We start from the raw sequence: 26,870 nt of genomic DNA, 5'->3' as shown, positions 1-26,870 counted from the left end.
ATGTCCATTGCCTTCATCGACCTGCAAGCCCAACGCCTGCGTCTGGCCGGCAAGATTGAGGCCGCCGTTCAGGAGGCCGTCATCGGCGGCGCGTGGGTCATGGGGCCGCAGGTGCGCCAGTTCGAGGCCGATCTGGCCGCCTTCGGTCAGGCCAAGCACGCGCTCGGCTGCGCCAACGGCACCGACGCTCTGGTCCTGCCGCTGATGGCCTGGGGCGTGGGCGCGGGCGACGCGGTCTTCTGCCCCAGCTTCACCTTCACCGCGACCGCCGAGATCGTGCCTTGGACCAATGCCGAGCCGATCTTCGTCGACGTCGATCCGGTCACCTACAACATGGACCCCGCCGCGCTGGAACGCGCCATCGAGGGGATCAAGGCCGAGGGCCGCCTGACCCCGCGCGTGGTCATCGCCGTCGACCTGTTCGGCCAGCCCGCCGACTATCCGGCCCTCAAGGCCATCTGCGACAAACATGGTCTCAAGCTGATCTCGGACTCGGCCCAGGGCTTCGGCTGCACCGTCAACGGCGACCATCCGATCAAATGGGCGGACGTGACCACCACCAGCTTCTTCCCGGCCAAGCCGCTGGGCTGCTACGGCGACGGCGGCGCGATCCTGACCAATGACGACGATCTGGCGCAGGAGATCGACAGCTACCGCGTCCACGGCAGGGTGGTGGCCAAGGACCTCGAGGCCGGCGCGGCCGCCGCCTTCGACCACGATCCGAAATACCTGGCCATGCGCATTGGCATGAACAGCCGCCTGGACACCATCCAGGCCGCCGTCCTGATTGAGAAGCTGAAGGTCTTCGGCGAGGAGATCGAGTGGCGCAACCGCATCGCCGCCCGCTACAACGAAGGCCTGCGCCCCCACGTCGGCGCCGTGCCGGACGTGCCCGCCGGCAACATCTCCAACTGGGCCCAGTACACCATCGAGCACGATGACCGGGACGGCCTGATCGCCCACCTGAAGGAACAGGGCGTGCCGACCGCCGTCTACTATCCGATTCCCATGCACCTGCAGCCCGCGTACAAGCATTTCCCGCGCGGCGAAGGCGGCCTGCCGGTCACCGAGCGCCTGAAGGACCGGGTGCTGAGCCTGCCGATGCACGCCGACCTCGACGAGGCGACCCAGGACCGCATCATCGCCGCCGTCGCGTCGTTCAAGGACTGATCCGCATGACCGTTCAACAGACTCCGCTCAAGGTCGGCGTCGCCGGCGTCGGCGTCATGGGCCGCAACCACGCCCGCGTCCTGTCGGACATCCGCGACTTCAACCTGTCGGCGGTGTTCGATCCCGACGCCGCCACCGCCGAGGGCGTGGCCGGTCTGTATGACGCCGCCGCCTTCACCGCCGCCGAGGACTTCGTCGCCGCCGGTCTGGACGCCGCCGTGGTCGCCACGCCGAACCGCTACCACGCCGACCTGTCGGTGGCCCTGCTCGAGAAGGGCGTCCACGTCCTAGTCGAAAAGCCCATCGCCGCCACCGTCGCCGACGCCCAGCGGATGATCGACGCCGCCAAGGCCAATGACCGGGTGCTGATGGTCGGCCAGGTCGAGCGCTTCAACCCGGCCGTTGAGGCCGTAAAGCGGGCCATCCAAGGCGAGGACGTGATCTCGATCCAGATCACCCGCGTCGGTCCCTTCCCGCCCCGCATGGGCGATGTGGGCGTGGTCATCGACCTGGCGGTGCACGATATCGACATCATCCGCCACCTGACCGACTCGGAGATCACCGAGGTCCAGCCGCAACTGGCCCGGACCAAGGCCGAGCGCGAGGACACCGCCCTGCTCCAGTTCCGGCTGGAGAACGGGGTGATCGCCCACATCACCACCAACTGGGTCACCCCCTACAAGACCCGCACCCTGCAGGTCGCGACCAAGGGCAAGTTCGTGGTCGCCGACCTGATGACCCGTCAGGTCACTGAATATTTCGGTCAGCAGCCGGACGGCAGCTACTCGACCCGCGGCGTGATGAGTTGGCCGAACGAGCCGCTCAAGAAGGAGCTCGAAGCCTTCGCCCACGCCATCCGCACCGGCGAGAGCCCGGCGGTCACCGGCGAGGACGGGCTGCGCAATCTGGAAGTCGCCCTGCGCTGCCTCGGCGAGGGCTGATCAGGCCTCCGACGGCGCGGACTCCCGGAACAGGGCGTCGCGCCGTCCGGGCGCCGGCCTGAAGACCATCCGCGCCTTCAGCCCCTCGGGCGCATAGTCGAGATCGGCCGAGCCGTTCAGGTCGCCCTTCAGGCTGGTGGCGATCAGGCGCGAGCCGAAGCCTACGCGTTCGGGCGAGGCCGCGATGGCCGGGCCGCCCTGCTCGATCCAGTCCAGCACCACCCGGCCCTCATCATCGGGCGCGGTCCAGGTCATGACCACAGCCCCGCCGGCGACGCTGAGCGCCCCGTGCTTGGCCGCGTTGGTGGCCAGTTCGTGGATGATCATGCCCATGGCCAGGGCCTGCGGCGGCTCAAACAGGACGTCCGGCCCCTCCAGCTGGAACTGATCGGGCGAATAGGGGCGCAGTTCCTTGGCCAGCAGGTCCGCCAGGGTCGCCTGCTCCCAGCCGGTGGCGGTCAGCAGGTTGTGGGTCGCCGACAGGGCCATCAGCCGGGCCTCGAACAGGGCCGAGAACTCGGCCACCGATGTCGCCCGCCGCGCGGTCAGAGTGGCGATCGACTGGATGGTGGCCAAGGTGTTCTTCACCCGGTGATTCAGCTCATTGATCAGCAGCTTCTGGCGCCGCTCGCTGGTCTCCAGCGCCTCGAAGGCCAGACGGCGGTCGGTGCTGTCGCTGACCACCCCGGCCAGCTTGAGCGGACGGCCCGAGCGCGAACGGATCAGACTGCCGCGCGAATGGACCCAGCGGCCCGAACCGGCGACCGGATATTCGACGTCATAGCCCGCCTCGCCCATTAGGGCGGCCTCCAGCGCGGCGTTGCGGGCGGTGAGGTGGTCCTGACCCAGCCAGACGGGATCAGAGACATCGCCGGTCGGCTGGTCGTCCTCCAGCCCCACCAGTTCGCGGGCTCGGGGCGACAGGGCGAAGGTGCGGTCGCGGGGATTGAGCTCCCAGTAGCCGACGCCCGCCGCCGCCAGCACGGAGAGCAGGCGGGCCCGCTCGTCGGCCATGGAGGCGGCCAGGCCGATGAACAGGATAACGGCGGTGACGGCGGCGATGCTGACCGCGATGGCAAGGGGCGGGGCGCCGCTGTCGTCCATGGCCATGGTCACCGGCTGCAGATCGAGGGCGGCCATGCCGGTGTAATGCATGCCGACCACGGCGACGCCGAGGATGGCGGCGGCGGCGGCGCGCCAGACGGTCGAGGTTTCGCGGCGGCTGGCCCAGAGGGCGGCGATGGAGGCCGCGATGGCGATGACGATGGAGGCGAGGACCAGTTCCAGCCGCCAGCCGACGGTGGCGGCGGTGCGCATGGCGGCCATGCCGACATAGTGCATCAGGACGATGGCCATCCCCATGACCGCTCCGGCGACCGGGATGCGGACGGCACCCAGTTGCTGGCGCGAGGCGGCGAAGAAGGCCCCCGCCGTGCCGGCCACGGCCAGCAGAAAGGACAACAGGGTCAGGCCGGGGTCGTAGCGGACCGGGGCGCCGGGATCGAAGCCCAGCATGGCGATGAAATGCATGGCCCAGACGCCGCCGCCCATGGCCACGGCGGCCGCCGCGAGCCAAGGCGTCTGATCCCGGCCCTCACGCCCCCGGATGCGCTGGAACAGATCAAGCGCGGTCCAGGCCGCCAGAACGGCGACGGTGTAGGACAGGAGCAGGAAGACGGCGCCGTGGTCGTGATGCAAGGGCGGTTTCCGTACAGAGAGCGTCTCGCTCGCGTCTTATCGACTGACCCGAGCGATGACGTCCAGCCCACTCAACCGGCAAGCATCTGCATGCTCAACCACTCGGCGATCAGGGCGGGCTTGTCGCCGCCTTCGATCTCGACGGTCAGTTCGTGCTTGATCAGCCAGCGGCCGCCGCCTTTGTCCTCGGCGGACAGGAGCTTGAACCGTCCACGGATCTTCGACCCGGCGGGCACGGGGGCGATGAAGCGCAGCTTGTCGAAGCCGTAGTTGACGCCCAGCGCCACCCCGTCCAGCGGCTTGACGCAGTCATAGGACATGGCCGAGGCGAGGCTGAGGGTCAGGAAGCCGTGGGCGATGGTCCCGCCGAACGGGGTCTGGGCGGCCAGTTCGGGGTTCACATGGATGAACTGCCAGTCCTCGGTGGTCTCGGCGAAGGCGTCGATCCGGGCCTGATCGACCAGGAACCAGCGCGAGACCCCGAGCTCGGTCCCGATGAGCGACTGCAATTCTGACGGCTTGGGCATGGTTTCCTCCGATTTTGGAGCCACGCTAACCGCGTGGGTCCATTATCGAAACCCCCTTCGGGAAAGGTGCGGGGCGTGTTGCTCACCTCTCCTTTGGGGAGAGGGGTTCGGACGGCGACTTCCCTTCGAAGCGACCCTCAATGATTTCCGCGAACAGCAGCGGGTCGATATTGCCGCCGGAGAGGACGATCGCCGTGGTCTTGCCCCTGGCCTCAACCTTGCCGGCCAGCAACGCCGCCAGAGAGACCGCGCCGCCGGGCTCAACCACCAGTTTCAGGGCGCGGAAGGCGTAGCGGACGGCCTCGGCGACCTCTGCGTCCGAGACGGTCTCGACGCGCGACAGGCGGCGGTTGATGGGGAAGGTCAGCTCGCCCGGACGGTCGGTCATCAGGGCGTCGCAGATGGTGCCGTGGGCCGGGGCGTGGGTCAGGCGCTCGCCCGCCGCCATCGACAGCTGGGTGTCGTTGTAGTCGCGCGGCTCGATGCCGACGACTGGGACGTCGGGCAGGAGGGCGGCCATCGACAGGTTGACCCCGGCGATCAGGCCGCCGCCCGAGGCGCCGCACAGCAGCTGGTCGATCTTCGCGCCAGCAGCCTCGGCCTGTTCGACGATCTCCAGCCCGACCGTGCCCTGGCCCTCGATGACGAAGGGGTCGTCGAAGGGGCGGACCAGGACGCTGCCGCGCGTGGCCGCGATATCCTCGCCGATGGCCTCACGGCTTTCGGTGTAGCGGTCATAGAGGCGGACCTCTCCGCCGAAGGCGATGACCCCCTCGACCTTCACCTTCGGGCTGTCGGCGGGCATGACGATGATGGCGGGGGTCCCCATCATCTTCGCGGCGCAAGCCACGGCCTGGGCGTGATTGCCCGATGAATAGGCGACGACCCCACGCTTCAGCTCGTCGGGGGTCAGGCGACTGATCCGGTTCCAGGCCCCGCGGAATTTGAAGGCCCCCGCCTGCTGCAGGTTCTCGGCCTTCAGCAGCACCCGTCCGCCCAGATGCGCATTCAGCATCGGGCTTTCGATCAGCGGCGTGCGGACGGCGTGGCTGGCGAGCTGGCGGGCGGCGTCGCGGACGCCTTCGAAAGAGGCTGTGTGCATGCTCCCTCCCTTACATTCCCGCCCGACCCCGGTCTAACCTCCCCCCATGAAAAGCCTTATCCTCGCTATCGACCAGGGCACCACCTCGACGCGGGCGATCGCGTTCGGGCTGACCGACGAAGGCGGCCTGCGGCCCGTGGCGGTCAGCCAGATCGAGCTGGAGCAGCATTTCCCGCATCCCGGCTGGGTCGAGCATGACGCCGCCGAGATCTGGGCGGCGACCCTGCAGACCTGTCGCGAGGTGGTGCGCAAGGCGGGCGGGGTCGGGCGGTTCGCCGCCATCGGCATCACAAACCAGCGCGAGACCTCGGTGATCTGGGACGTCGCCACGGGCGAGCCCCTGCACCGGGCCGTGGTCTGGCAGGACCGGCGCACCGCTGCCGCCACCGGCAAGCTGGCCGCCGCCGGGCATGAACCGGAAGTTCAGGCGGCGACCGGCCTGATCCTCGACCCCTATTTCTCGGCCTCGAAATTCGCCTGGCTGCTGGACGCGGTTCCGGGCGCGCGCGATCGGGCGGAGAGGGGCGAGGTCAAGCTGGGCACCATCGAGAGCTGGCTGATCTGGAAGCTGACGGGCGGGGCCAGCCACGTCACCGATGCCACCAACGCCAGTCGCACCTCCTTGATGGATCTAAGGACGCGCCAGTGGCGAGCCGATCTGGCGGAGCTGTTCAATGTCCCGATGGCGGGCCTGCCAGAAATCCGGGGCTGCGCCGATCTGTTGGGCGAGAGCGAGCCGTCGCTGTTCGGCGCGGCCCTGCCGATCCACGGGGCGGCGGGGGATCAGCAGGCCGCGCTGGTGGGACACGGCGCGTTGAACGCTGGGGACGCCAAGATCACCTATGGCACCGGGGCGTTTCTGGTCGCCAACGTGGGCGATGAGCCGGTCGCCTCGTCCAGCCGCCTGCTGGGAACGTTGGGCTATGAGGCGCAGGGGACTGCGGCATACGCATTGGAAGGCTCCATCTTCTCGGCGGGATCGGCGATCCAATGGCTGCGCGACGGGCTGAAGGTGATCTCGGAATCGCGCCAGTCGGAGGCGATGGCGCAGGGGCTGAAGGACAATGGCGGGGTCTATCTTGTGCCGGGCTTCACCGGCCTGGGCGCGCCCTGGTGGGAGCCGGAGGCGCGCGGGACCCTCATCGGCCTGACCCGCGACAGCGGCCCGGCCCAGATGGTGCGGGCGGCGCTGGAATCGCTGGCCTATCAGACGCGCGACCTGCTGGACGCCCTGGCGAAGGACGGGGCGCCGGCCCTGTCGGTGCTGAAGGTGGACGGCGGGGTGACCGCCAACGCCTTCGCAATGCAGTTCGTGGCCGACATCTGCGATGTCACGGTGGAGAGACCCGCGTTTCAGGAGATGACGGCGTTGGGCGCAGCCAAGCTGGCGGCGCTGGGGTGCGGCCTGATCGACACGCTTGACGCAGCGCCCGCCGAGGCTCCGGCCGTCTGGCGCCCGCGGATGGCGGCGGAAGAGCGCGAGCGGCTGCTGAAAGGCTGGCGCGGGGCGGTGAAGGCCGCCATCATCGCCGCGCAATGACCCAGACCCCTGCCGAAGATCCTCAGTCGACCTTCTCCGGGACCCGCCCGGTGGACGCCCGCTACGCCCTGGACGAGTCGTCGCTTGGGCGTTGGCTGGAGGCGAATGTCGAGGGCTACGCCGGGCCGCTGACGGTGCGCCAGTTCAACGGTGGCCAGTCCAATCCGACCTATGAGCTGTCGACGCCGGGCCGGACCTATGTGCTGCGCCGCAAGCCGCCGGGGACCCTGCTGCCCAGCGCCCATGCGGTGGATCGCGAGTTCACCGTCATCTCGGCCCTGCACGCCCAAGGCTATCCGGCGGCGCGGCCCTATGCGCTGTGCGCCGACGACGCGGTCATCGGCTCGATGTTCTACGTCATGGACAAGGTCGAGGGGCGGGTCCTGTGGGACCTGAAGCTGCCGGGACTGGAGCCCGCCGAGCGGCGCGCCATCTATGACGCTCAGGTGGATACGCTAGCGGCCCTGCACAGCTTCGAGCCCGCCGCCATCGGCCTGGGCGACTACGGCAAGCCGGGCAACTATTTCGAGCGGCAGGTCGGGCGCTGGACCAAACAGTATCGGGCGTCGGAGATCGATCCGATCCCGGCCATGGACCGGCTGATCGAATTCCTGCCCGCCACCCTTCCGCCGGAGAGCCCGGCGCGGATCGTCCACGGCGACTTCCGGCTGGACAATATGATCCTAGCGCCCGACCGGGCGCAGGTGCGCGCGGTGCTGGACTGGGAGCTGTCGACCCTGGGCGATCCGATGGCCGACTTCTCCTATCTGCTGATCGCGTGGGCCATTCCGGCGACGATGCGCAACGGCCTGGCCGGGGCCGATCTGGAAGCGCTGGGCATTCCCTCGGTGGAGGAAGTGGTCGCCCGCTATGCGGAGAAGACCGGCGCCCCGCCGCCGTCGAACCTCGACTGGCTGTTCGCCTACAATCTGTTCCGGCTGGCAGCCATCTGCCAGGGCATCGCCGGTCGGGTGAGAGACGGCACCGCCGCCTCGCCGCAGGCCAAGAGCATGGCCGTGCAGGTTCCGGCGCTGTCTGAAGCGGCTTGGGATTTCGCGAAGAAGGCGGGGGCCTGAAGGAAGCGGACGTCTCGCTCCCTTCTAGTCATCCCTCGACCTACCCGGGCTCCCCCACCAGCGTGAACGCCGCCCAGTAGGCCGGGTGGGACCAGCGGCGTTCGGCGCGGACGGCGCGCTGGCCAGCCTGGAGCGCGCGGGCGCGGACGCCTGGGTCGCCGATGGCGTGGCGGTCCAGATCGGCGAAGGTGGCGGTGATCAGGGTGGTGGTGGCGGCGTCCGACACCTCCCAGTGCGAAACCATGACCGAGCGGGCGCCGGCGTAGAAGAAGGCCCGGGCCAGGCCGGACAGCCCCTCCCCGCCGGGACGTCCGTCGGAGGCGGCGGTGTTGCAGGCGGACAGGACCACGAACTCGGCGTTCAGCCGCAGCTGGGCGGCCTCGGAGGCGCTCAGATAGCCGTCGTCGGCCTCGCTCGCCTCGTCCGGCGGGGTCATGACCAGGCCGGGCTCGGCGGCCGCGGAGCCGGCCATCAGGCCGTGGGTCGAGAAGACCACGAAGCGGGCGCGCGACAGGGCGTCCAGATCGGTGGCGCGGACGGCCTGTTCGGTGGCCTCCGATCCGATACGGACGAGGGAGTCCGGATAGCGGGCCTTCAGCGTCTCCAGCTCCAGCCGCGAACCGCGCAGATAAGGCAGGGTCTTCAGCTTCTCCACATCGGCGAGACGGCCCGCCATGACGGTGTCGGCGGCGGGGGCGCCGCGGGTCGGGTCGGCGGGGGCGCCCGACAGGAGCGGGGCGCCGAAGGCGGCCAGCCGCAGGGGCGCGGCGTTGGACGGACGGCGCGGGATAGCCACGGGCGAGGGCGGGCAGCCGGGGCTGCGCGCCGCCGGATCGGGCACCAGATAGCAGCGCAGGGCGCGCAGGCTGGACACGGCGGGCAGGCTGGCCAAGGCGTAGCGGTCGGCCAGCCATGGCGTGGCGGCCAGAGCGTCGAGATCCGCCTCCGCCCCCTCCGGCCGGGCCGTGGTCAGCACCGCCAGCGGCAGGGCCGACAGGACGCCGGTGGTGACGGTGATCAGGGTCGTCTTGTCCTTGAAGGTCTCCTCGACCGGCAGGATCAGCTCGGAATAGAGGCGCCAACTCTGGTCGCGATCGAAGCGAGCGGGCTGGGGACCGGCGAAGAGGGTCGGATCGACATCGTCGCCGCGCGGAGCGGCCGTGGCGCTGAGCGATGCGCGCAGCCGGTCGACCGCCGCCTTCAGCCGGGTCTCGTCCAGCGCCTCGGAACGGGCCCAGGCGACCCGCTCGCGGGTGACGGCCCAGACATAGGTCGCCTCGGGGTTCGACAGGACCAGCAGCAGGCCCTCGTCGGGACGGAGCAACTGCTGGGTCTCGGCGATGGACAGGGCGCGCGGGCTGGTCAGTTCGGAATAGGCCGGGAAGCGGGCCTCGATGTCGGCGTCGATGACCCCCAAGCGCGTGGTGGCGGCCTCCCAGTCGGACTGGGCGCGGGTGCGGGCGGCGAGGCCGGCGGGATCGGTGGAGGCGTAGTAGCGCTCCAGCTCCCGCTCCAGCCGGTCGCGGCGGACGATCAGATCCTCGCGCTCCTCGGCCAGCCGACCGAGGGCGTCGTCGCCCTGGGCGAAGCGGGCGGACACCCGGGTCAGGGCGTCAGCGGCGTCGGAGGCGATGGCCCACTGGGCGGCCTCGAAGGCCTCGGCGCGGAGATTGTCGGGCGTGTCGGGCCCGGCCGGAGCCGCGCCCGCCGCCAGCAGGAGCCCGAACGCCGCGATAGCCCCCGCCAGCCGCCGCATCAGTTGCTGAGCACCTGGATGCTGGTCCAGACGTCGCCCCGGTTGGAGATGGCGACGCGCATCTTGCCCCCGGCGCGCGAGGAGACGGTGCAGACCGGATAGTGGTCGCCGAAGCCGTCGCGGCAGACGGTGGCGCCGCGATGGTCGCGGATGGCCAGGTCGATGTCGGTGTCGCCGTCGCCGATGGCGGCGACGCGCAGCACCTCGCCGGGACGGGCGTCAACTTCGAAGCCCCAGCTTTCGCGGGCCTGAAGCTGTTTGACGGTGAACACGGGCCCGGCGCCGAAGGGCGAGGACCGGACGCCGCGCGTCAGCGGCTCGCGCAGGCGGTCGATGGCGTCGATGATCGGCCGGTTGCCCGCCGAGAGGGCCGCGGCCTCGTCCAGCAGGCGGGACGGGGTCAGGAGGGGCTCGGGACCCTCGCCCTGACGCACAGGCACCTCGGCCAGCAGGCGGGCGGCCATGATCAGGGCGCCGGCGTCGCCGCGCTCGCGCCCCCAGGCGGCCAGTTCGGCGGCGGTGACGGCCTGGGCCACCCCACGGGCTTCCGGGGTGACGGCGGCTTCCGGGTCAGGCGCGAAGGCGGCCGCGCCCGCGGCGACGGTCAGGACGGCGGCGACCGCCAGCCCCTTGAGTGCTGATTTCATGCCGATCATGCGCGGTTCCCCCTGCCCTCGCCCCGACGTCTCGGGGCCGATCATGCACTGTGCGGGCGCGAGAGAACAGGGATACTGATTGAAGCTGACGATCCGCCTCAGCGGCTTTCCAGAACCGCGCCGTTGAGGATGCGGCGATCCGAGCGGGCCTGAACCAGAACCGCCACGGCCTGATCGGGCGAAGAGGCCTCGGGCAGCGGATACAGGACGGCGCGGCCGGTCCAAGGCCCCAGCACCCGCACAGAGCGGACGACGTTCATGTGGCGGACCTTCTGGCCCCGGTTGTCGCCGGACGCGATCTCCACGGTCTGGGGACCGGGGGTGTAGAAGACGGCCACCACCTCGGCCCCGCCGGTCGGGGCGCGGCCCGAGCCGACGCCGACGCGGTCGCCGGTCTCGCGGAACTCGATCTCGGGCGGGAAGACGCGGCGGGCAGCCTCCTCGTCGATGGCGGCCTGCAGGGCTTCTGTGTTGGCGGCGGCCTGACGGCGGCCGTCGATCACCACCTGCGGGGTCGAGACGTTGCGGATGCGCAGCGCATGGCGATAGGCGCGCTGGCGCTGGGCAAACTCGGGCCGGGCGAAGGTGTCGGCCCAGCCGAGATAGTCCCAGTAGTCGACGGCGTAGGTCAGGGCGATGACGCCCGGCTCGACGGCCACGGCCTCGATGCGGGCGTTGGCCTCGGGGCATCCGGCGCAGCCCTGGGCGGTGAACAGCTCGACCACCACCGGCTCGGCGGGCATGTCGCGATGGCGCACACGGGTATTGTTCGGCTGGGCCGAAGAGGCCGCCGTCAACAGCGCGGCCGTCACGACCGCGACAGGAAGTGTCCACCCCCAAAAGCGCATGCCGACACCTTAACCACGGGGCGGCCCGTGATGTCGGTCATTTTCGCGTGAGGCGTCCGTCAGACGCGGATATCGAGCAGGCTGCCGGGGCGGCTGAGACGCTGGGAGGGGTCGCCGTCGGCGGCGCGCGGGGCGACCGAGCGCACCGGGGTGTCGCGCACCGGAACCGGCGCGACGGCCGTCGGGGCAGAGGCGGCGACGGAGGCGGTCGCGCCCTGCAGGGCCGCCTGGAAGAAGGCCGAACGCGAGGTCCCGGCCGGCGACGACGGGGTCTGCGTCGGGAACAGCGGCGACGGAACGGAGGGGCGAATCGCGCTCATGCCGACAGGGTTAATGAAAGCCGTCGGAAATGGGTTAACGCGCTGACGGCGGGCGTTTGAGAGCCGTTCTAGCGGGCGGTCGCGGTCGGAAGCGGGCGGGCCGGGGCCTGGATGGCGGCGACCAGACGCTCGATCTCGGCGTCCTCCAGAAGCGGGCCGGAGAATTTGGCCACCACATTGCCCATGGCGTCGACAGCGAAGGTCTCGGGCGCGCCGGTGATGCCCAGATCCAGTCCGGCGCGACCGTCGCGGTCCACCAGCACTATGGAATAGGGATCGCCCAGTTCATCGAGGAAGGCCCGGGTGGCGACGGGATCATCCTTCCACGCCACACCGACCACGGCGACGCCACGCTCTTTCAGCGCCATCAGTTTCGGATGCTCGACCCGGCAGGGCGCGCACCAGCTGGCGAAGACATTGATCAGCATGGGTCGACCGACGCCCGCGGTCTTCAGATCCACATGGCCCGGACCGGCCTGCGTCCCGTTGAGCATCGGCAGGACGGTTTCCGGCACGGGCTGGCCGACCAATGCGTCCGGCCGATATTCGGCTCCCCGACCGTCAGCTATCGACCGACCCGTGAAGTCCCCCAGACGCACAGCGCCGAAGACCACCAGGGCGACCAGAGCCACCAGCGGAACGACCGCGAACCACCGGCTCACGATTGAGACGCCTTGTCGGCTTCAAGCTTGGCCAGCTCCGCCTTCCAGCGACGGGCGGCGATCAGGGCGCGGACGGCGAGCGCCGTCAGAACCACGACGCTGATCCCCCAGGCGGGCCAGACGTAGGCGGCGTATTTGCCCATATCGAGGTCGAGCATGATCAGGCCTCCAGAGCCCGGCGCGCGCGGATGGCCAGCACCCGACGACGCACGATCTCGGTGCGGATGGCGGTCAGCCAGATGGCGAGGAAGAAGACCAGATAGCCCGCCATCATCATCAGCAGGGGGGCCAGCATGCTGCCCGCGACGGACGGTCCATCAGCGCGCAGCAGGGAGGCCGGCTGGTGCAGGGTGTTCCACCAGTCGACCGAGAATTTCACGATGGGCAGGTTGATCAGGCCGACCAGACCCAGCACGGCGGCGGCGCGGGCGGCCTTGGCCTCGTCATCGATCGAGGCGCGCAGGGCCATGTAGCCGAGGTAGAAGAGGAGCAGCACCAGCTCCGAGATCAGGCGGGCGTCGCCCCATTCCCACCAGGTGCCCCACATCGGCTTGCCCCAGATGCTGCCGGTCACCAGCGCGAGGAGGGTGTAGGCCGCGCCCGGCAGGGCGGCGGCGCGAGCGGCGGCGTCGGCCAAGGGGTGGCGGAACACCAGGGCGAAGAAGCTGGAGACGCCCAGCGTCCCGTAGATCACCAGCCCGACGGAGGCCGCCGGGACGTGGACGAAGATGATCCGCATGGCGTCAGCCTGCTGATAGTCTTCCGGCGCGGCGAAGCTGAACCAGGAGCCGACCAGCAGCAGGAGGACGGCAGCGCCCCACAGCACCGGCACGAGGGGGCGGGTGAAGCGGGCGAACCGGTCTGGATTGGCGAGGCCGAACATGATCGGCGCTCTTTAATCGCTGATCGCACGGCGCGCTACTTCGGGGATTCGCGGCCAAATCGCACCCCGCGCCTTGAAGCTTGGCCGTTCGGCATGCCAGAGCATGCCCCACAGACTGAGGACGGACCATGACCGACGACGTGACCAAGGATTCCAACGGCAACATTCTGGCCGACGGCGACAGCGTGACGCTGATTAAGGACCTGAAGGTCAAGGGCTCGGGTGGAGTGACGCTGAAGCGCGGCACCCTGGTCAAGAACATCCGCCTGACCGGCGATCCGGACGAGATCGAGGCCAATGTCGAGAAGGTGCGCGGCCTCGTCCTGCGCACCGAGTTCGTCAAGAAGGCCTGAGCCGCATTACCAAGGCTTAAGTGGCGGGGGCTGACCCCCTCCGGTAGCGCTTGCGCCACACCGGAGGGGATACCGATGACCACACGCCTGCTCGCCGCCGCCTCGGCCCTTGCGCTGTTCAGCGGGCTGAGCGCCCTGCCCGCCGTGGCCCAGGACGCGCCGACCACGCCGTCCTTCATGACCGAGCCGCGCGACTGGTCCGCCACCCTGCGCGAGGACGTCACGGCGCTGCATGCGGTGATCATGGACAGCCACCCCGGGCCCTACGACAGCCTGAACCCCGAGTTCCGGACCAAGGCCGAAGCGGGCCTGGCCCTGGCCCTGCAACGGGCCGAGACGACCACCGACGCCGGCGGCTGGTGGTGGGCGCTGCGCGCCTATGTGGCCAGCTTCGACGACGGCCATGTGCAGATGTATCTGAAGGACCAGTCGGGCGGCTTCCCGACCCGCTGGCCCGGCTTCCTGACCGCCTATCGCGGCGCTGACCAGATCGTGCTGACCCGCGACGAGACCGATGCGAGCACTCCGCCGATCGGCGCGAAGCTGATCGACTGCGACGGCGTTCCGGCGGACCGTCTGGCCGCCGAGCGGATCGGCGCCTTCCGTGGTCGCTGGTTCTTGGAGGCCCAGCACGCCAGCCTCGGCGACTGGGAATTCATGAGCGCCTCCAATCCGTGGGTCCCGGAGATGCGCGCCTGCCGCTTCGAGGTGGCAGGCCGGACCCGCAGCTGGACCCTGAACTGGCGCCCCATCGCCGCCGGTGACATTTCGACCCGCCGTCAGGCGGTCACCGGACGCGGCGACTACAAGTTTGGCCTGGCTACGCTGGACGATGGCGCGGTCTGGTTCTCGGCGCCCTCGTTCGACGGCAACCCCGGCGGCGCGGCCCACACAGCCCTGACGCCGCTGATGGAAGAGATGAAAACCCGTCAGGCCGAGCTGCGCGCCGCCCCCTATGTGGTGCTGGACCTGCGCGGCAACGGCGGGGGCTCGTCCCACTGGAGCCAGCTGGTCGCCCAGGCGCTGTGGGGCGACGACTGGATGGAGACGCATAGCCTGCCGTCGATCGAAGCCATCGAATGGCGGGCTTCGGACGGCAATCTGGCCGCGGTGCAGTCCTATTTCGACCGCTGGACCGCCGCCGGGGAGAGCGCCGAGCGGATCGGCTGGGCGCGCGAGATCGTGGACGGCATGACCACCGCCCGGGCCGAGGGCAAACCCTACTGGCGCGACGCGCCGCCTCCGGCTGACCCAACCGCCCCCCCGCCGGTGCGTCCCGAAGCGCCGCAACTGGTGCGCGGCCCGGTCTATGTGCTGACCGACGCGGGCTGCGGCTCGGCCTGTCTGGACGCGGTCGATCTGTGGAAGGCGGCGGGGGCGATCCAGATCGGGCGCGAGACCTCGGCGGACACGGTCTACATGGACGTGCGCGGCGACGAACTGCCCAGCGGACTGGTGCAGGTGGGCATTCCGATGAAGGTCTGGCGCGGCCGCCAGCGCGGCAACAACGAGCCCCAGCGTCCGGCGCACGAGTTCGACGGCGACATGACCAATACGGCGGCGGTGCAGGCGTGGATCCGGACCCTGCCGGAGACCTGACTTTGGTCAGCTCTGGGCGTTGCGGATGGCCGCGGCGCCGGCCAGCGGGGTGATCACCGCCGCGAACAGGACATAGGCGGTCAGGAAGGCCAGGGCCGGCCCTGGAGACTGGCCGTTCGCCGCCCGCTCCAGCGCGCCCGCGCCGAACACCACCGGCGGGATGAACAGGGGCAGGACGACCACGGCGATCAGCAGGCCGCCGCGCTTGGATCCCAGCGCCAGTGATGCGCCGAGCGCCCCGGTCAGGGCGAAACCGAGCCCGCCGATCAGGGCCGACAGAGCGGCCAGCGGCGCCAGCGAAACCGGCAGGCCCAGGGTGATGGCCGCCACCGGGGCGGTGATGGCCAGCGGCCAGCCGACCGCCAGCCACTGGGCCTTGGCCTTGGCGATGACCGTCAGCTCCAGCGGCGGGCCGCCGAGCGCCAGCAGATCCAGCGTCCCGTCCTCGAAATCGCGCTCGAATAGCCGTTCCAGCGACAGGATGGACGATACGGCCAGCGCCACCCAGGCGACGCCGCCGGCGATGGGGCGCAGGGCCGCCGGATCGCTGCCCGAGGCCAGCGGGACCAGCACCGTCAGGCACAGGAAGAAGCCGCAGGCCAGCAGGGGCCCGCCGCCACCTGCCCAGGCCAGCGCCAGCTCGCGCCGCCACAGGATCATCAGCGCCTTCATCGGACGGCTCCAATGTCGAGCGTCCGGGCAGGGATCGGCAGGGGGTCGTGGACGGCGGCGATGACGCCGCCGCCCTTGTCCACATGGGCCTGAAGCAGGACGCCGAGCGCCGCGCGCCAACGGGCGTCCAGCGGGCTGAGCGGCTCGTCGAGCAGCCACAGGGGACGCGGGGAGGCGATCAGACGAGCTAACGCCAGACGGCGGCGCTGGCCCGCCGACAGCCTGCGCACCTCGAGGTCCAGCAGGGGCTCCAGCGCCAGCACGTCAACGGCGGCGGCGATGCCGTCGGGGTCGGCGCCGAACCACTGCGCCTGAAAGGTCAGCTCCTCCCGCGCCCGGCGCGCGCCCTTCAGCCCGTCGAGATGGCCCAGCCAGTGCAGATGGCTGGCGCGCGCCTCGCTGATCTCGATATCAGCGAAGGCCACCGTTCCGGCGTCGGGGCGCAGGAATCCGGCCAGAGTGCGCAGCAGTGAGGTCTTGCCCGCGCCATTGGCGCCGGTCAGGGCCAGAACCTCTCCGGACCCGACCGAAAACGACAGGTCGCGGAACAGCCGGCGCTCGCCACGCGACACCGTCAGGCCGGAGACGGTCAGCATCGGCCACCCACGCAGTTGCGAACGTCTCTCAATACCCATGCAGACGTCATGGATTCATGGACGGGCAAGGGAACCATCGCTATATGCCCGGTCGCCGCAGCAGGCGTCCGCCGCGCGCGACGGGACCCTGTGAGTCCCGCCGTCGACCGCGCGAACGTGCAACCGGATTGTCGGGCGGCATACACCAGAGGAAGACTCTCCATGCCGTCGATCGACAGCCTCAAGACCCGCCAGGACCTCTCCGTCGGGCGCAAGAAATACGCCTATTACAGCCTTCCCGCCGCCGAGGAAGCCGGTCTGACCGGGATTTCCCGCCTGCCGCGCTCGATGAAGGTGCTGCTGGAGAACCTTCTGCGCAACGAGGACGGAGTTTCCGTCACCGAAGCCGACCTCAAGGCCGTCGCCGCCTGGATCGAGAACAAGGGCGCGGTCGAGCACGAGATCGCCTTCCGCCCGGCCCGCGTCCTGATGCAGGACTTCACCGGCGTGCCCGCCGTCGTCGACCTGGCCGCGATGCGCGACGCCATGGCCGCCCTGGGCGCCGACGCCACCAAAATCAACCCGCTGGTCCCCGTCGACCTGGTCATCGACCACTCGGTCATGGTCGATCACTTCGGCACCGCCAAGGCCTTCAACCAGAACGTCGAGCGCGAGTACGAGCGCAACATCGAGCGCTACAACTTCCTGCGCTGGGGGTCGTCGGCCTTCAACAACTTCCGCGTCGTGCCTCCCGGCACCGGCATCTGCCACCAGGTCAATCTGGAAAACCTGGCCCAGACCGTCTGGACCCTGGAAGAGGGCAAGAAGACCGTCGCCTATCCCGACACCGTGGTCGGCACCGACTCGCACACCACCATGATCAACGGCCTGGCCGTTCTGGGCTGGGGCGTCGGCGGCATCGAGGCTGAGGCCGCCATGCTGGGCCAGCCGATCCCGATGCTGATCCCGGAAGTCATCGGCTTCAAGCTGACCGGCAAGCTGCCGGAAGGCGCCACCGCCACCGACCTGGTGCTGACCGTCACCCAGATGCTCCGCAAGAAGGGCGTGGTCGGCAAGTTCGTCGAGTTCTTCGGCGACGCCCTGTCGGGCCTGACGCTGGAAGACCAGGCGACCATCGCCAACATGGCTCCGGAATACGGCGCCACCTGCGGCTTCTTCCCCGTCTCGCAAGCCACCATCGACTTCCTGGCCGCCACCGGCCGTGACAAGGCGCGCGTCGCCCTGGTCGAGGCCTACGCCAAGGCGCAAGGCCTGTGGATCGACGAAACCTCGGAAGAGCCGGTCTTCACCGACACCCTCGAACTGGACCTGGCCTCTGTCGTGCCGTCGCTGGCCGGTCCTAAGCGTCCGCAGGACCGCGTCGAGCTGACCACCGCCGCCCCGGAGTTCGAAGGACACCTGACCGGCACCTTCGCCCGCGCCGCCGACGCCCCACGCGCCGACGTCGAAGGTGAGAAATTCTCGGTCGGCGACGGCGACGTCGTGATCGCGGCCATCACCTCGTGCACCAACACCTCCAACCCTAGCGTGCTCATCGCCGCCGGCCTGGTGGCGCGCAAGGCTCTGGCGCTGGGCCTGAAGCCCAAGCCCTGGGTCAAGACCTCGCTGGCCCCCGGTTCGCAGGTCGTCACCGACTACCTGACCGACGCCGGCCTGCAGAAGGACCTGGACGCCATCGGCTTCAACCTGGTCGGCTACGGCTGCACCACCTGCATCGGCAACTCGGGTCCGCTGGATCCGGCGATCTCCAAGGCCATCAACGAGAACGGCATCGTCGCCACCTCGGTCCTGTCGGGCAACCGGAACTTCGAAGGCCGCGTGAACCCGGACGTCCAGGCCAACTACCTGGCCTCGCCGCCGCTGGTCGTGGCCTACGCCCTGGCCGGCTCGATGCGCATCGACATCACCAAGGACCCGATCGGTCAGGACAAGAAGGGCAAAGACGTCTTCCTGGCCGACATCTGGCCGACCACGCAGGAAGTCGCCGACATCCAGCGCAAATCGGTCACCCCGGCCATGTTCGCCAAGCGCTACAAGGACGTCTTCAAGGGCGACAAGCACTGGCAGGCGATCAAGGTCACCGGCGGCCAGACCTATGAGTGGGACGGCGCCTCGACCTACGTCGCCAACCCGCCCTATTTCGAAGGCCTGTCCATGGAGCCGAAACCGGTTCAGGACATCGTCGAAGGCCGCGTGCTGGCCATCTTCGGCGACTCGATCACCACCGACCACATCTCGCCGGCCGGTTCGATCAAGAAGACCTCGCCCGCCGGTGTCTGGCTGACCAACCACGGCGTCGACGCCCTGGACTTCAACAGCTACGGCGCCCGCCGCGGCCACCACGAAGTCATGATGCGCGGCACCTTCGCCAACATCCGCATCCGCAACAAGATCACGCCGGACATCGAAGGCGGCGTGACCAAGCATTTCCCGTCGGGCGACGTCATGTCGATCTACGACGCGGCCATGCGCTACCAGTCGGAAGGCCGTCCGCTGGTCGTCTTCGCCGGCAAGGAATACGGCACCGGCTCGTCGCGTGACTGGGCCGCCAAGGGCACCAACCTGCTGGGCGTCCGCGCGGTCATCGCCGAGAGCTTCGAGCGCATCCACCGCTCGAACCTGATCGGCATGGGCGTCGTGCCGCTGCAGTTCAAGCAGGACGGCTGGCAGAAGCTGGGCCTGACCGGCGAGGAAATCGTCACCATCCGCGGCCTGACCGACGCCAACGTCGGCAAGCTGAAGCCCCGTCAGGACCTGTGGGTCGAGCTGTTCCGCCCGTCGGACGGCAAGATGGCCCGCTTCCCGGTCCGCTGCCGCATCGATAACCAGACCGAGCTGGAATATCTGCGCGCCGGCGGCGTCATGCCGTACGTCCTGCGCAACCTGGCCCGCGGCCCGGAAGCCGAAGCGGCGGAATAGGCCAGACCGCCCTCAAGCAGCGAGCGACCGCGTCACGAGCGTTAGGGCAAAACAGAATAAAAGGCCGGTGGAGCGATCCACCGGCCTTTTTCATGCGCGCGGCGCGACGACCGGCTACAAGGCGCCGATGCTGCGCCTTTCCGAAATCAAGCTGCCCCTCGACCACGCGCCCGAGGCCCTGCCCGAGGCGATCGCCGCGCGTCTGGGCGTGCCCGCGCACGATCTCGTCCGCTGGTCGGTGTGGAAGCGGGCGCATGACGCACGCAAGAAATCAGCGATCCTGAAGGTCTACATCCTTGACGTCGAAGTCCGCGACGAGGCGGCGGTGCTGGCTCGGTTCAGGGACGACCCGCATGTCCGCCCCTCGCCGGACGTGACCTATCGCCCGGTCGCCGTCGCGCCGAAGGATATGCGCCTCAGGCCCGTGGTCATCGGGGCCGGACCGTGCGGTCTGTTCGCCGGGCTGATCCTGGCCGAGATGGGCTTCCGGCCGATCATCCTGGACCGGGGCAAGGTCGTGCGGGAGCGCACCAGAGACACCTGGGAGCTGTGGCGCAAGAGCAGGCTGCATCCGGAGTCCAACGTCCAGTTCGGCGAGGGCGGCGCCGGCACCTTCTCCGACGGCAAGCTGTACAGCCAGATCAAGGACCCGCGCTTCCTGGCCCGCAAGGTGCTGACCGAATTCGTCGCGGCGGGGGCGCCCGAGGAGATCCTGACCGAGGCCCATCCGCACATCGGCACCTTCCGGCTGGTGACCATGGTCGAGGCCATGCGCGAGAAGATCGAGGCCCTGGGCGGCGAATACCGGTTCGAGCATCGGGTCGTGGACATCGAGATGCGGGACGGCGCCCTGAAGGGCCTGCATCTGCACACCGGCGAGGTGCTGGAGGCCGACCACGTCGTCTTCGCCATCGGCCATTCGTCGCGCGACACCTTCCAGACCCTGTACGACCGGGGCGTCCATATCGAGGCCAAGCCCTTCTCCATCGGCTTCCGCATCGAGCACCCGCAGTCGTGGATCGACCGCGCGCTGTTCGGCCCCTGCGCCGGCCACCCCGATCTGGGCGCGGCGGCCTATTCCCTGTCGCATCACTGTTCGAACGGGCGGACCGTCTACAGCTTCTGCATGTGCCCGGGCGGGACGGTGGTGGCGGCGACCAGCGAGCCGGGCCGCGTCGTGACCAACGGCATGAGCCAGTATTCGCGCAACGAGCGGAACGCCAACTCCGGCTTCGTCGTCGGCATCTCCCCCGAGGATTATCCGAGCGACCACCCGCTGGCGGGGATCGAACTGCAGCGCGATCTTGAGACCCGCGCCTATCAGGCCGGGGGCGGCGACTATTTCGCCCCGGGCCAGCTGGTCGGCGACTTTCTGGCAGGGCGACCCTCGACGGCGCTGGGCGAGGTCGTGCCCAGCTACAAGCCGGGCGTGACCCCGACCGATCTGGCGCCCCTGATGCCGGACTATGTGATCGCCGCCATGCGCGAGGCCCTGCCCGTCTTCGGTCGCAAGATTCCTCGTTACGACGACGCCCAAGCGGTTCTGACGGGCGTCGAGACCCGCAGTTCCTCGCCGATCCGCATGACGCGTGGCGCCGACTTCCAGAGCCTGAACGTGCGCGGCCTGTTCCCGGCGGGCGAGGGCGCCGGCTATGCGGGCGGCATCCTCTCGGCCGCCGTCGACGGGATCAAGGTGGCGGAGGCCGTGGCGCGGTCGATGACGGGCCAGACCGCCTGAGACCCGCTCCGCTCAATCGTTGAGCCAGCCCTGCGCTCGCAGGCGGCCGACGTTGGCGCGGGAGACGGGGGCCTCGAGCCCGCCGGTCAGTTTGAGGCGCAGGTTCCGGCCGTCCTCGACCACGCCCTCGACGGCGGCGCGGGCCACCCACCATGAGCGGTGGGTTTGTTCGCCCTCCACCCCCTTCAGCCCCGCCATGGCCTGCGACAGGGACATGAGGATCAGGGTCGAGCCGCGCGGGGTGTGGATGCGGACGTAGTGGTCCTCCATCTGCAGACACAGGATGTCGCGACCCAGCCCGGGCGGCAGGCGGTCGCGCGGGTCGGAACTGTCAGCATCCCCGGCCTTCTGGCCCCGCAGCGTCCACCACAGCACCAGTCCGGTGGCGATCACGCTGATCACCAGCGACTGGCCGTACCATTCCAGCCACGGGACCCGCCCCGTCTCGGGCCAGACCGTACGGGCCAGAAGGCGGCTGCTCATCGTCGTCGGGATCGTCAGCAGGGCCACCACCGGCGGGGCCCAGAGCCAGAGCGGGATGCGCCGCCGCATGGCGAACCGCGCGACCCACGGCACGATCAGGCCGAACAGGGTCCAGCCGCACCACAGGCTCGCCACCCAATAGGCGATCCGCTCGGGCAGCCCGCCGTTCATATAGCTGCCGAAGGGGCCGATGACGCCCAGCAGGACGCCCAGGGCCGTCGAGGAGACGAACCCCGCCAAGACCGCCCGGCCCCAGCCCCCACGTCTGAACAGCCCCGATTCCATCCGCTGATCCTGCCACATCCCGACGCGCTGCCTAGCGGCGTCGGTTCGCCCGGTCACGCGCCCGTTCGCCCATTGGCGCAAACGGCGTGGCGCACCGGCTCGGGTGAGGAAAGAACGGGGCCTCACGCTGACCGGAACCCGCCCCGATGCTTCTGACCACCGCCTTCGCCGCCGCCCTGCTGACCTCGCCGATGTCACCGCCGAATCCACTGTTGAGCGGGACCGTTCAACAGACCGGGGCGGTCGTCTTCGAACGCCGCACCATCCCGGACGGCGACATTCCGGTGGAGATCGGCGTCTGGCGGTCCGCCGGGGCGTCCGACGCCCCGCGTCCGCTGGTGGTCATCTCACACGGCAACGGCGGTGATTTCCGGGGACATGAGGACACCGCACGGGCGTTGGCCGCCGCCGGGTTCGTGGTCGCCGCCCTGACCCACACCGGCGACAACTGGCGCGACCAGAGCGGCGCCACCGACGTGGCCCGGCGTCCGCGCCAGCTCTCCCTGCTGATCGAGACGATGGTGGCGGAGGGCGGCATCGATCCGGAGCGGATCGGGGCCTTCGGCTTCTCCGCCGGTGGGTTCACCGTCCTGACCGCCGCCGGCGGCGAGCCGGACCTCACCCGGGTGGCTGATCACTGCCACGCCCATCCCGATTTCTACGACTGCCGGCTGATCGCCTCGGCGGGTCTTCCTGCGGCTTCCTCACCACCGGTCTGGACCCACAATCCGCGCATCAGGGCCGTGGTCGCCGCCGCCCCCGCGCTGGGCTTCACCTTCACGCCGAACGGACTGAAGGGCGTCACCCAGCCGGTGCAGCTGTGGCAGGCCGAGGATGACCGCATCCTGCCGTCACCCGCCTATGTCGAGCCGGTACGCGGCGCCCTGCCGACGTCGCCCGAGTTCCATCTGGAGCCCGGCGCGGGCCATTTCGACTTCCTGCCGCCGTGCCGACCCGAGGTGCTGGCCAGCGCGCCGATGATCTGCGTCTCGGCGTCCGACTTCGACCGGGCGGCCTTCCACGACCGGTTCAACGCCGAAGTCGTACGTTTCTTCCAGCGGACCCTGTCGGACGCCCGCTGAGACGGTCAGCCCGCCGTGGCGTTGTGCGGACCCGGATCGCGCGGATTGCGGCCGAAGGCCTCTTCGCACAGGGCCCGGCCGAAGGCCTCGGACAGCATCATCTGGCGGTCGCCCAGCGCCCCGCCGACACGACCCCCGACATTGGTGGTCACCGCCACCGGGAAACGGCCCAGCACGCGATTGCCGTGGGCGGGGTCGACGAATTCGACCGTGCCGGACATGGTCTGGCGGGCGTCGCCGTTCAGTACGGCCCCGGCCCGGCTCCCGCGCTGCATCTCGTCGATATGGACGCGGACGTTGACCGGGGCCGTGCCCCACATGCAGCGCTTCAACTCCTCGTGGACTTCTTCGGAAAAGGTCTCGGCGAAGTCGTCCTCGGCGTTCAGCCAGGCGCTGGACAGGGTGATGGTCCCGACCTGGGCCGTCTCCTGCAGGCCTGGCGGCAGGGCGACGGGCGGGCCGCCCTGAATGACAGGCGCGCAGGCGGCGGTAGCGATCAGGGCCGACAGGGCCGTAGCAGTCAGAAGCGATTTCATCAGGCGGTCTCCGTTGCCGGGACCCTTAGCCGAACCGCGTTCATTCACGAGTGAATTCGCAGTAATCCCGGACCGCTCAGCGATCGAAAACCTCGACGCCGATCTCGCCCGAGGGCGTCAGCCAAGCGCGCTTCATGCCCTGACTGTTGAAGGGGGCAGTGACATTGCCGTCGCGGTCCAAGGCGATCAGGCCGCCGTCGCCGCCCATGGCGCCGATTTCGTCGATGACCGCCTGCGCGGCAACGCTCAACGATTGACCCGCAGCCACACGCCAGGCGGTCTGGGCGGTGGCGGCGACGCGGATGAAATATTCGCCCTGCCCGGTGCCCGAGGCGGCGACATTGCCGTCCGCCCAAGTCCCGGCGGCGGGGATGGGGGTGTCGCCGACCCGACCCGGCATCTTGCCGAACACCCCGGCGGTCGAGGTCGCGGCGGCCAGACGGCCCTCAGCATCCAGCACGCAGCAGCCGACGGTGCCGTGGCTCAGCGTGCCGGGCGGATGGTTGTCCTCGCCCTTGCCGGCGCGGGTGAACCACGCCTCTTCATCGGCGATGGGCTCCAGCCCCTGATCCAGCGCGAACAGGGCCGCGCCCTCGCCCGCGAGCATGACGTGCGGGGTCTTGTCCATAACGGCGCGCGCGGCCACGACCGGATTGCGGAAGCCCTGCAGGGCCGCCACGGCGCCCGCCCGGCGGGTCGATCCATCCATGATGCTGGCGTCCAGCTCATAGGCCCCGGCCAGATTGGGCGAGGCCCCGCGCCCGGCGACATAGAGGCCCGAGTCCTCGAGCATCACCACCGCCGCGACGGCGACGTCCAGGGCGCTTTCGCCCGCGTCCAGCCGCGCCTTCATGGCCTCGACGACCTCGCGCATGTGCACGACCTCGGCGTCATAGTTGCGCTCGCGCCGGGCGCCCGCGCCGCCGTGAAGGATGAGGGCCGTCATGGGGTGTCTCCTGATCGCCTCTTTTCAACGGGCGTGGGGGTCCTTAGCCTCCGAAACAAGCGAGCGCCACGGGGGCGAGCGCATCTCCGCCTCAAAGGACTCCCTATGCGCGCTGTTCTCTCGAAAGCCCCCGGCGGCCCGGAAACCCTCGTCGTCGAGGAGGTTCTGGACCCCCGCCCGCAGAAGGGCGAGGTGGTGATCGAGGTGAAGGCCATCGGGGTCAACTTCCCCGACACCCTGATCATCGAGGACAAATACCAGTTCAAGCCGCAGCGGCCCTTCTCGCCGGGCGGCGAGGTCGCCGGGATCATCGAGGCCGTCGGCGAGGGCGTGAAGGGCATCTTCAAGGGCGACCGCGTCATCGCCGTGCCCGGCTGGGGCGGCATGGTCGAGGGACTGGCCGTCCCCGCCGCCTCGGTGATCAAGATCCCGGACGGCATGGATTTCCAGACCGCCGCCTCGCTGGTGATGACCTACGGCACCTCCTACTACGCCCTGAAGGATCGGGCGCAGCTGAAGGCGGGTGAAAGCCTGCTGGTGCTGGGCGCCGCCGGCGGTGTCGGCGTCGCCGCCGTCGAACTGGGCAAGGCCATGGGCGCGCATGTCATCGCCGCCGCCTCGACCAACGACAAGGTCCAGTTCGCCCTGGAGGCCGGGGCCGACAACGGTCTGATCTATCCGTCCGGCAAGATGGACAAGGCGGCCCAGAAGGAGCTGTCCGGCGAACTGAAGCTGGCCTCGGGCCGCGACGGCCCTGACGTGGTCTATGACGGCGTGGGCGGCGACTATTGCGAGCCGGCCCTGCGCGCCATGGACTGGAACGGCCGCTATCTGGTGGTCGGCTTCCCGGCGGGCATCCCGTCGCTTCCGCTGAACCTGACCCTGCTGAAGTCGGTGTCGGTGATCGGGGTGTTCTGGGGCGCCGCCGTCGCCCGCGACCCGGCCCTGCACGTCGCCAACATGGCCGATCTCTTCAAGTTCTGGGCCGAGGGCAAGATCAAGCCCCGGATCAGCCGCACCTTCCCGCTGGAACGCGCCCACGAGGCCATCCAGGCGCTCGGCGACCGCTCGGTCATGGGCAAGGTGGTGGTGACTATCGAGGACTGAGCCTGAGGCTCAGTCCTGCGGCCCCTTCAGCCGCTCCAGCGCCTCGCTGGCCAGTTCGCGGTGGCGGGTCTTGATGTTGGCTCCCAGGGTGGCCAGCAGGGCGGCGAAGACGGCGGCGTCATCGGTGAAGCCGACCACGGCGAAAATGTCGGGGATGGCGTCGGTCGGCAGGACGAAATAGGCCAGCGCCCCCAGCATGATCCCCTTGGCCGCCGCCGGGGTCTGGGGGTCGCGGGCGGCGTACCAAACCGACAGGACCTGATCGGCGAAGGGAATGCGCGCCGCGGTGCGCCGGATCTTGGGCCAGAAACCCTTGCGGACGCGGGTCTCATTAATCTGCTGGACAGCCGGAACCAGGGCGTAGGACGGGTCCAGCGCATTTTCGGGGTTGGCTGCCCCGGCGACAGGTTTGGCATTGGTGGTCATGGCGGCTAAATCCCCCGCGACATACTCGGTTCAGAACAACAGATAGGGGCTCAGCACATGAAACTCGACAGCAGCATCGCCGCGGTGGTCACCGGCGGGGCCTCGGGCCTCGGTGAAGGCACCGCCCGCGCCATCGCCGCCACCGGCGCCAAGGTCGCCCTGTTCGACCTCAATGAGGAGCGGGGCGAGGAAATCGCGAAAGAGATCGGTGGCGTCTTCTGCAAGGTGGACGTGACCGACGACGAGAGCGTCGCCGCCGCCTTCACCAAGGCCCGCGCCACCCACGGCCAAGAACGCCTGACTGTCAACTGCGCCGGCATCGCCACCGGCCAGAAGACCGTCAGCCGCAAGAAAGACACCGGCGAGATTCGCGCCCACGACATGGCCGGCTTCGAGCGCACCGTCCGCGTCAACCTGTTCGGCACCTTCCGCGTCTTGTCGCAGTCGGCGGCGGGCATGGTGACGCTGGAGCCCATGGCGGACGGCGAACGCGGCCTGATCGTCAACACCGCCTCGGTGGCGGCGCAGGACGGCCAGATCGGCCAGGCGGCCTATTCGGCGTCCAAGGGCGGCGTCTACGCCATGACCCTGCCCATCGCCCGGGACCTCGCGCAAGAAGGCGTCCGCTGCAACACCATCCTGCCCGGCATCATGTGGACACCGATGATGGCCGGCATGGACCAGAAGATCCAGGATGCCCTAGCCGCCGCCATTCCCTTCCCCAGTCGCCTGGGCACCCCCGCTGACTACGCCTCGCTGGTGCTGGAGCTGGCCCGCAACGTCTACATCAACGGCGAATGCATTCGCCTCGACGGCGCGATCCGCATGGCTCCTCGTTAAGCGCGCTAACGCTCGCGACACGGTCGCTCGCTGCTTGAGCGCAGTTTTTTCAAAAAGGGGCTTGCCGGATGTCGAAAGCGTCCGCTATACGCCCGCCTCCAACTGAAGC

Annotated in this window: 27 protein-coding genes; 11 read left to right on the top strand and 16 right to left on the bottom strand. The window is 69.6% G+C overall.

Annotated elements, in window-relative coordinates; translation table 11 throughout:
• Together ACTIEF_RS02090 and ACTIEF_RS02085 are read left to right on the top strand one after the other, a co-directional pair.
• On the top strand, nucleotides 1-1,170 hold the full coding sequence (locus tag ACTIEF_RS02090) for a DegT/DnrJ/EryC1/StrS family aminotransferase (RefSeq protein WP_439470527.1): 1,170 nt from the start codon (nucleotides 1-3) through the stop codon (nucleotides 1,168-1,170).
• 5 nt (nucleotides 1,171-1,175) lie between these two features.
• Nucleotides 1,176-2,111, top strand: coding sequence for a Gfo/Idh/MocA family protein (locus ACTIEF_RS02085; RefSeq protein ID WP_439470526.1), 936 nt, complete (start codon nucleotides 1,176-1,178; stop codon nucleotides 2,109-2,111).
• Here ACTIEF_RS02085 and ACTIEF_RS02080 read toward each other — a convergent pair whose 3' ends face one another.
• The 3 genes from ACTIEF_RS02080 to ACTIEF_RS02070 form a co-directional block, all read right to left on the bottom strand.
• Nucleotides 2,112-3,809, bottom strand: coding sequence for an MHYT domain-containing protein (locus ACTIEF_RS02080; RefSeq protein ID WP_439470525.1), 1,698 nt, complete (start codon nucleotides 3,807-3,809; stop codon nucleotides 2,112-2,114). It lies immediately after the preceding gene.
• Nucleotides 3,810-3,880: 71 nt separating this feature from the next.
• Complete coding sequence (locus ACTIEF_RS02075; protein WP_439470524.1) at nucleotides 3,881-4,336, bottom strand: MaoC family dehydratase; 456 nt, start codon at nucleotides 4,334-4,336, stop codon at nucleotides 3,881-3,883.
• A gap of 82 nt (nucleotides 4,337-4,418) precedes the next feature.
• The gene (locus tag ACTIEF_RS02070) at nucleotides 4,419-5,438 is read right to left on the bottom strand and encodes a threonine ammonia-lyase (protein ID WP_439470523.1); all 1,020 of its coding nucleotides are present in this window, start codon (nucleotides 5,436-5,438) and stop codon (nucleotides 4,419-4,421) included.
• 46 nt (nucleotides 5,439-5,484) lie between these two features.
• Here ACTIEF_RS02070 and glpK point away from each other — a divergent pair, with 46 nt between their 5' ends.
• Both glpK and ACTIEF_RS02060 read left to right on the top strand, forming a co-directional pair.
• Nucleotides 5,485-6,978 carry a glycerol kinase GlpK gene (gene glpK, locus ACTIEF_RS02065; RefSeq protein ID WP_439470522.1) on the top strand — a complete coding sequence of 498 codons (1,494 nt, stop codon included), beginning with the start codon at nucleotides 5,485-5,487 and terminating at the stop codon, nucleotides 6,976-6,978.
• Nucleotides 6,975-8,054, top strand: coding sequence for a phosphotransferase family protein (locus tag ACTIEF_RS02060; protein WP_439470521.1), 1,080 nt, complete (start codon nucleotides 6,975-6,977; stop codon nucleotides 8,052-8,054). Before glpK ends, ACTIEF_RS02060 begins: the two co-directional genes overlap by 4 nt.
• 40 nt (nucleotides 8,055-8,094) lie before the next feature.
• Here ACTIEF_RS02060 and ACTIEF_RS02055 read toward each other — a convergent pair whose 3' ends face one another.
• From ACTIEF_RS02055 to ccmC, 7 genes are all read right to left on the bottom strand, one after another.
• The gene (locus ACTIEF_RS02055; RefSeq protein ID WP_439470520.1) at nucleotides 8,095-9,810 is read right to left on the bottom strand and encodes a CHAT domain-containing protein; all 1,716 of its coding nucleotides are present in this window, start codon (nucleotides 9,808-9,810) and stop codon (nucleotides 8,095-8,097) included.
• Nucleotides 9,810-10,466 carry a hypothetical protein gene (locus ACTIEF_RS02050; protein ID WP_439470519.1) on the bottom strand — a complete coding sequence of 219 codons (657 nt, stop codon included), beginning with the start codon at nucleotides 10,464-10,466 and terminating at the stop codon, nucleotides 9,810-9,812. The genes ACTIEF_RS02055 and ACTIEF_RS02050 overlap by 1 nt, the downstream gene beginning before the upstream one ends.
• A gap of 98 nt (nucleotides 10,467-10,564) precedes the next feature.
• Complete coding sequence (locus ACTIEF_RS02045; RefSeq protein ID WP_439470518.1) at nucleotides 10,565-11,263, bottom strand: DUF1223 domain-containing protein; 699 nt, start codon at nucleotides 11,261-11,263, stop codon at nucleotides 10,565-10,567.
• A gap of 110 nt (nucleotides 11,264-11,373) precedes the next feature.
• The gene (locus ACTIEF_RS02040) at nucleotides 11,374-11,634 is read right to left on the bottom strand and encodes a hypothetical protein (RefSeq protein WP_439470517.1); all 261 of its coding nucleotides are present in this window, start codon (nucleotides 11,632-11,634) and stop codon (nucleotides 11,374-11,376) included.
• Between the two features lie 68 nt (nucleotides 11,635-11,702).
• Complete coding sequence (locus ACTIEF_RS02035) at nucleotides 11,703-12,296, bottom strand: DsbE family thiol:disulfide interchange protein (protein ID WP_439470516.1); 594 nt, start codon at nucleotides 12,294-12,296, stop codon at nucleotides 11,703-11,705.
• Entirely contained in the window at nucleotides 12,293-12,454 is a 162-nt protein-coding gene (gene ccmD / locus ACTIEF_RS02030; protein ID WP_439470515.1) for a heme exporter protein CcmD, read from the bottom strand. Before ccmD ends, ACTIEF_RS02035 begins: the two co-directional genes overlap by 4 nt.
• A gap of 2 nt (nucleotides 12,455-12,456) precedes the next feature.
• Nucleotides 12,457-13,179, bottom strand: coding sequence for a heme ABC transporter permease CcmC (ccmC, locus tag ACTIEF_RS02025; RefSeq protein ID WP_439470514.1), 723 nt, complete (start codon nucleotides 13,177-13,179; stop codon nucleotides 12,457-12,459).
• A gap of 128 nt (nucleotides 13,180-13,307) precedes the next feature.
• On the opposite strand from ccmC, the gene ACTIEF_RS02020 reads away from it, so the two are divergent.
• Together ACTIEF_RS02020 and ACTIEF_RS02015 are read left to right on the top strand one after the other, a co-directional pair.
• Nucleotides 13,308-13,532: an alkylphosphonate utilization protein gene (locus ACTIEF_RS02020; protein ID WP_017506643.1), complete on the top strand. Its 225-nt coding sequence runs from the start codon at nucleotides 13,308-13,310 to the stop codon at nucleotides 13,530-13,532.
• 75 nt (nucleotides 13,533-13,607) lie between these two features.
• A complete protein-coding gene (locus tag ACTIEF_RS02015) occupies nucleotides 13,608-15,131 on the top strand; it encodes a S41 family peptidase (RefSeq protein ID WP_439470513.1) in 1,524 nt (507 codons plus the stop codon).
• Nucleotides 15,132-15,137: 6 nt separating this feature from the next.
• On the opposite strand, the gene ccmB is transcribed toward ACTIEF_RS02015, so the two are convergent.
• Together ccmB and ccmA are read right to left on the bottom strand one after the other, a co-directional pair.
• Nucleotides 15,138-15,803, bottom strand: coding sequence for a heme exporter protein CcmB (gene ccmB, locus ACTIEF_RS02010; RefSeq protein ID WP_439470512.1), 666 nt, complete (start codon nucleotides 15,801-15,803; stop codon nucleotides 15,138-15,140).
• The gene (gene ccmA, locus ACTIEF_RS02005; RefSeq protein WP_439470511.1) at nucleotides 15,800-16,399 is read right to left on the bottom strand and encodes a heme ABC exporter ATP-binding protein CcmA; all 600 of its coding nucleotides are present in this window, start codon (nucleotides 16,397-16,399) and stop codon (nucleotides 15,800-15,802) included. Before ccmA ends, ccmB begins: the two co-directional genes overlap by 4 nt.
• Before the next feature lie 201 nt (nucleotides 16,400-16,600).
• Between ccmA and acnA the strand changes: the two genes are divergently transcribed.
• Both acnA and ACTIEF_RS01995 read left to right on the top strand, forming a co-directional pair.
• Nucleotides 16,601-19,318 carry an aconitate hydratase AcnA gene (gene acnA, locus ACTIEF_RS02000; RefSeq protein WP_439470510.1) on the top strand — a complete coding sequence of 906 codons (2,718 nt, stop codon included), beginning with the start codon at nucleotides 16,601-16,603 and terminating at the stop codon, nucleotides 19,316-19,318.
• 127 nt (nucleotides 19,319-19,445) lie between these two features.
• Nucleotides 19,446-21,056: an NAD(P)/FAD-dependent oxidoreductase gene (locus ACTIEF_RS01995; protein WP_439470659.1), complete on the top strand. Its 1,611-nt coding sequence runs from the start codon at nucleotides 19,446-19,448 to the stop codon at nucleotides 21,054-21,056.
• Nucleotides 21,057-21,068: 12 nt separating this feature from the next.
• Here the strand turns inward: ACTIEF_RS01995 and ACTIEF_RS01990 are convergent, their stop codons facing one another.
• Nucleotides 21,069-21,824 carry a LytTR family DNA-binding domain-containing protein gene (locus tag ACTIEF_RS01990; protein ID WP_439470509.1) on the bottom strand — a complete coding sequence of 252 codons (756 nt, stop codon included), beginning with the start codon at nucleotides 21,822-21,824 and terminating at the stop codon, nucleotides 21,069-21,071.
• Between the two features lie 146 nt (nucleotides 21,825-21,970).
• Here ACTIEF_RS01990 and ACTIEF_RS01985 point away from each other — a divergent pair, with 146 nt between their 5' ends.
• Complete coding sequence (locus ACTIEF_RS01985; RefSeq protein ID WP_439470508.1) at nucleotides 21,971-22,906, top strand: alpha/beta hydrolase family protein; 936 nt, start codon at nucleotides 21,971-21,973, stop codon at nucleotides 22,904-22,906.
• 5 nt (nucleotides 22,907-22,911) lie between these two features.
• Here ACTIEF_RS01985 and ACTIEF_RS01980 read toward each other — a convergent pair whose 3' ends face one another.
• Nucleotides 22,912-23,442 carry a hypothetical protein gene (locus ACTIEF_RS01980; protein WP_439470507.1) on the bottom strand — a complete coding sequence of 177 codons (531 nt, stop codon included), beginning with the start codon at nucleotides 23,440-23,442 and terminating at the stop codon, nucleotides 22,912-22,914.
• A gap of 76 nt (nucleotides 23,443-23,518) precedes the next feature.
• On the bottom strand, nucleotides 23,519-24,388 hold the full coding sequence (locus ACTIEF_RS01975) for an isoaspartyl peptidase/L-asparaginase family protein (RefSeq protein ID WP_439470506.1): 870 nt from the start codon (nucleotides 24,386-24,388) through the stop codon (nucleotides 23,519-23,521).
• A gap of 105 nt (nucleotides 24,389-24,493) precedes the next feature.
• On the opposite strand from ACTIEF_RS01975, the gene ACTIEF_RS01970 reads away from it, so the two are divergent.
• Nucleotides 24,494-25,495: an NADPH:quinone oxidoreductase family protein gene (locus ACTIEF_RS01970; protein ID WP_439470505.1), complete on the top strand. Its 1,002-nt coding sequence runs from the start codon at nucleotides 24,494-24,496 to the stop codon at nucleotides 25,493-25,495.
• Nucleotides 25,496-25,504: 9 nt separating this feature from the next.
• Here ACTIEF_RS01970 and ACTIEF_RS01965 read toward each other — a convergent pair whose 3' ends face one another.
• Nucleotides 25,505-25,921 (bottom strand): YkvA family protein, encoded by a 417-nt coding sequence (locus ACTIEF_RS01965; protein ID WP_439470504.1) that lies wholly within the window; start codon nucleotides 25,919-25,921, stop codon nucleotides 25,505-25,507.
• Nucleotides 25,922-25,978: 57 nt separating this feature from the next.
• Here ACTIEF_RS01965 and ACTIEF_RS01960 point away from each other — a divergent pair, with 57 nt between their 5' ends.
• Nucleotides 25,979-26,761 carry an SDR family oxidoreductase gene (locus ACTIEF_RS01960; protein WP_439470503.1) on the top strand — a complete coding sequence of 261 codons (783 nt, stop codon included), beginning with the start codon at nucleotides 25,979-25,981 and terminating at the stop codon, nucleotides 26,759-26,761.
• Nucleotides 26,762-26,870: the final 109 nt, after the last annotated feature.

The organism is Brevundimonas sp. (genome assembly GCF_051858995.1).
Classification (GTDB): Bacteria; Pseudomonadota; Alphaproteobacteria; order Caulobacterales; family Caulobacteraceae; genus Brevundimonas.
The sequence above is the reverse complement of the archived record's forward strand: the minus strand, read 5'-3'. Positions and strand labels throughout refer to the sequence as shown.

Bases quoted from the DNA above. Each gene is read 5' to 3' on its own strand.
- ACTIEF_RS02090 (WP_439470527.1), top strand. From the start codon at position 1: ATGTCCATTGCCTTCATCGACCTGCAAGCCCAACGCCTGCGTCTGGCC.
- ACTIEF_RS02085 (WP_439470526.1), top strand. From the start codon at position 1,176: ATGACCGTTCAACAGACTCCGCTCAAGGTCGGCGTCGCCGGCGTCGGC.
- ACTIEF_RS02075 (WP_439470524.1), bottom strand. From the start codon at position 4,336: ATGCCCAAGCCGTCAGAATTGCAGTCGCTCATCGGGACCGAGCTCGGG.
- ACTIEF_RS02070 (WP_439470523.1), bottom strand. From the start codon at position 5,438: ATGCACACAGCCTCTTTCGAAGGCGTCCGCGACGCCGCCCGCCAGCTC.
- glpK (WP_439470522.1), top strand. From the start codon at position 5,485: ATGAAAAGCCTTATCCTCGCTATCGACCAGGGCACCACCTCGACGCGG.
- ACTIEF_RS02060 (WP_439470521.1), top strand. From the start codon at position 6,975: ATGACCCAGACCCCTGCCGAAGATCCTCAGTCGACCTTCTCCGGGACC.
- ACTIEF_RS02055 (WP_439470520.1), bottom strand. From the start codon at position 9,810: ATGCGGCGGCTGGCGGGGGCTATCGCGGCGTTCGGGCTCCTGCTGGCG.
- ACTIEF_RS02050 (WP_439470519.1), bottom strand. From the start codon at position 10,466: ATGATCGGCATGAAATCAGCACTCAAGGGGCTGGCGGTCGCCGCCGTC.
- ACTIEF_RS02040 (WP_439470517.1), bottom strand. From the start codon at position 11,634: ATGAGCGCGATTCGCCCCTCCGTTCCGTCGCCGCTGTTCCCGACGCAG.
- ccmD (WP_439470515.1), bottom strand. From the start codon at position 12,454: ATGCTCGACCTCGATATGGGCAAATACGCCGCCTACGTCTGGCCCGCC.
- ccmC (WP_439470514.1), bottom strand. From the start codon at position 13,179: ATGTTCGGCCTCGCCAATCCAGACCGGTTCGCCCGCTTCACCCGCCCC.
- ACTIEF_RS02020 (WP_017506643.1), top strand. From the start codon at position 13,308: ATGACCGACGACGTGACCAAGGATTCCAACGGCAACATTCTGGCCGAC.
- ACTIEF_RS02015 (WP_439470513.1), top strand. From the start codon at position 13,608: ATGACCACACGCCTGCTCGCCGCCGCCTCGGCCCTTGCGCTGTTCAGC.
- ccmB (WP_439470512.1), bottom strand. From the start codon at position 15,803: ATGAAGGCGCTGATGATCCTGTGGCGGCGCGAGCTGGCGCTGGCCTGG.
- ccmA (WP_439470511.1), bottom strand. From the start codon at position 16,399: ATGCTGACCGTCTCCGGCCTGACGGTGTCGCGTGGCGAGCGCCGGCTG.
- acnA (WP_439470510.1), top strand. From the start codon at position 16,601: ATGCCGTCGATCGACAGCCTCAAGACCCGCCAGGACCTCTCCGTCGGG.
- ACTIEF_RS01995 (WP_439470659.1), top strand. From the start codon at position 19,446: ATGCTGCGCCTTTCCGAAATCAAGCTGCCCCTCGACCACGCGCCCGAG.
- ACTIEF_RS01990 (WP_439470509.1), bottom strand. From the start codon at position 21,824: ATGGAATCGGGGCTGTTCAGACGTGGGGGCTGGGGCCGGGCGGTCTTG.
- ACTIEF_RS01985 (WP_439470508.1), top strand. From the start codon at position 21,971: ATGCTTCTGACCACCGCCTTCGCCGCCGCCCTGCTGACCTCGCCGATG.
- ACTIEF_RS01980 (WP_439470507.1), bottom strand. From the start codon at position 23,442: ATGAAATCGCTTCTGACTGCTACGGCCCTGTCGGCCCTGATCGCTACC.
- ACTIEF_RS01975 (WP_439470506.1), bottom strand. From the start codon at position 24,388: ATGACGGCCCTCATCCTTCACGGCGGCGCGGGCGCCCGGCGCGAGCGC.
- ACTIEF_RS01970 (WP_439470505.1), top strand. From the start codon at position 24,494: ATGCGCGCTGTTCTCTCGAAAGCCCCCGGCGGCCCGGAAACCCTCGTC.
- ACTIEF_RS01965 (WP_439470504.1), bottom strand. From the start codon at position 25,921: ATGACCACCAATGCCAAACCTGTCGCCGGGGCAGCCAACCCCGAAAAT.
- ACTIEF_RS01960 (WP_439470503.1), top strand. From the start codon at position 25,979: ATGAAACTCGACAGCAGCATCGCCGCGGTGGTCACCGGCGGGGCCTCG.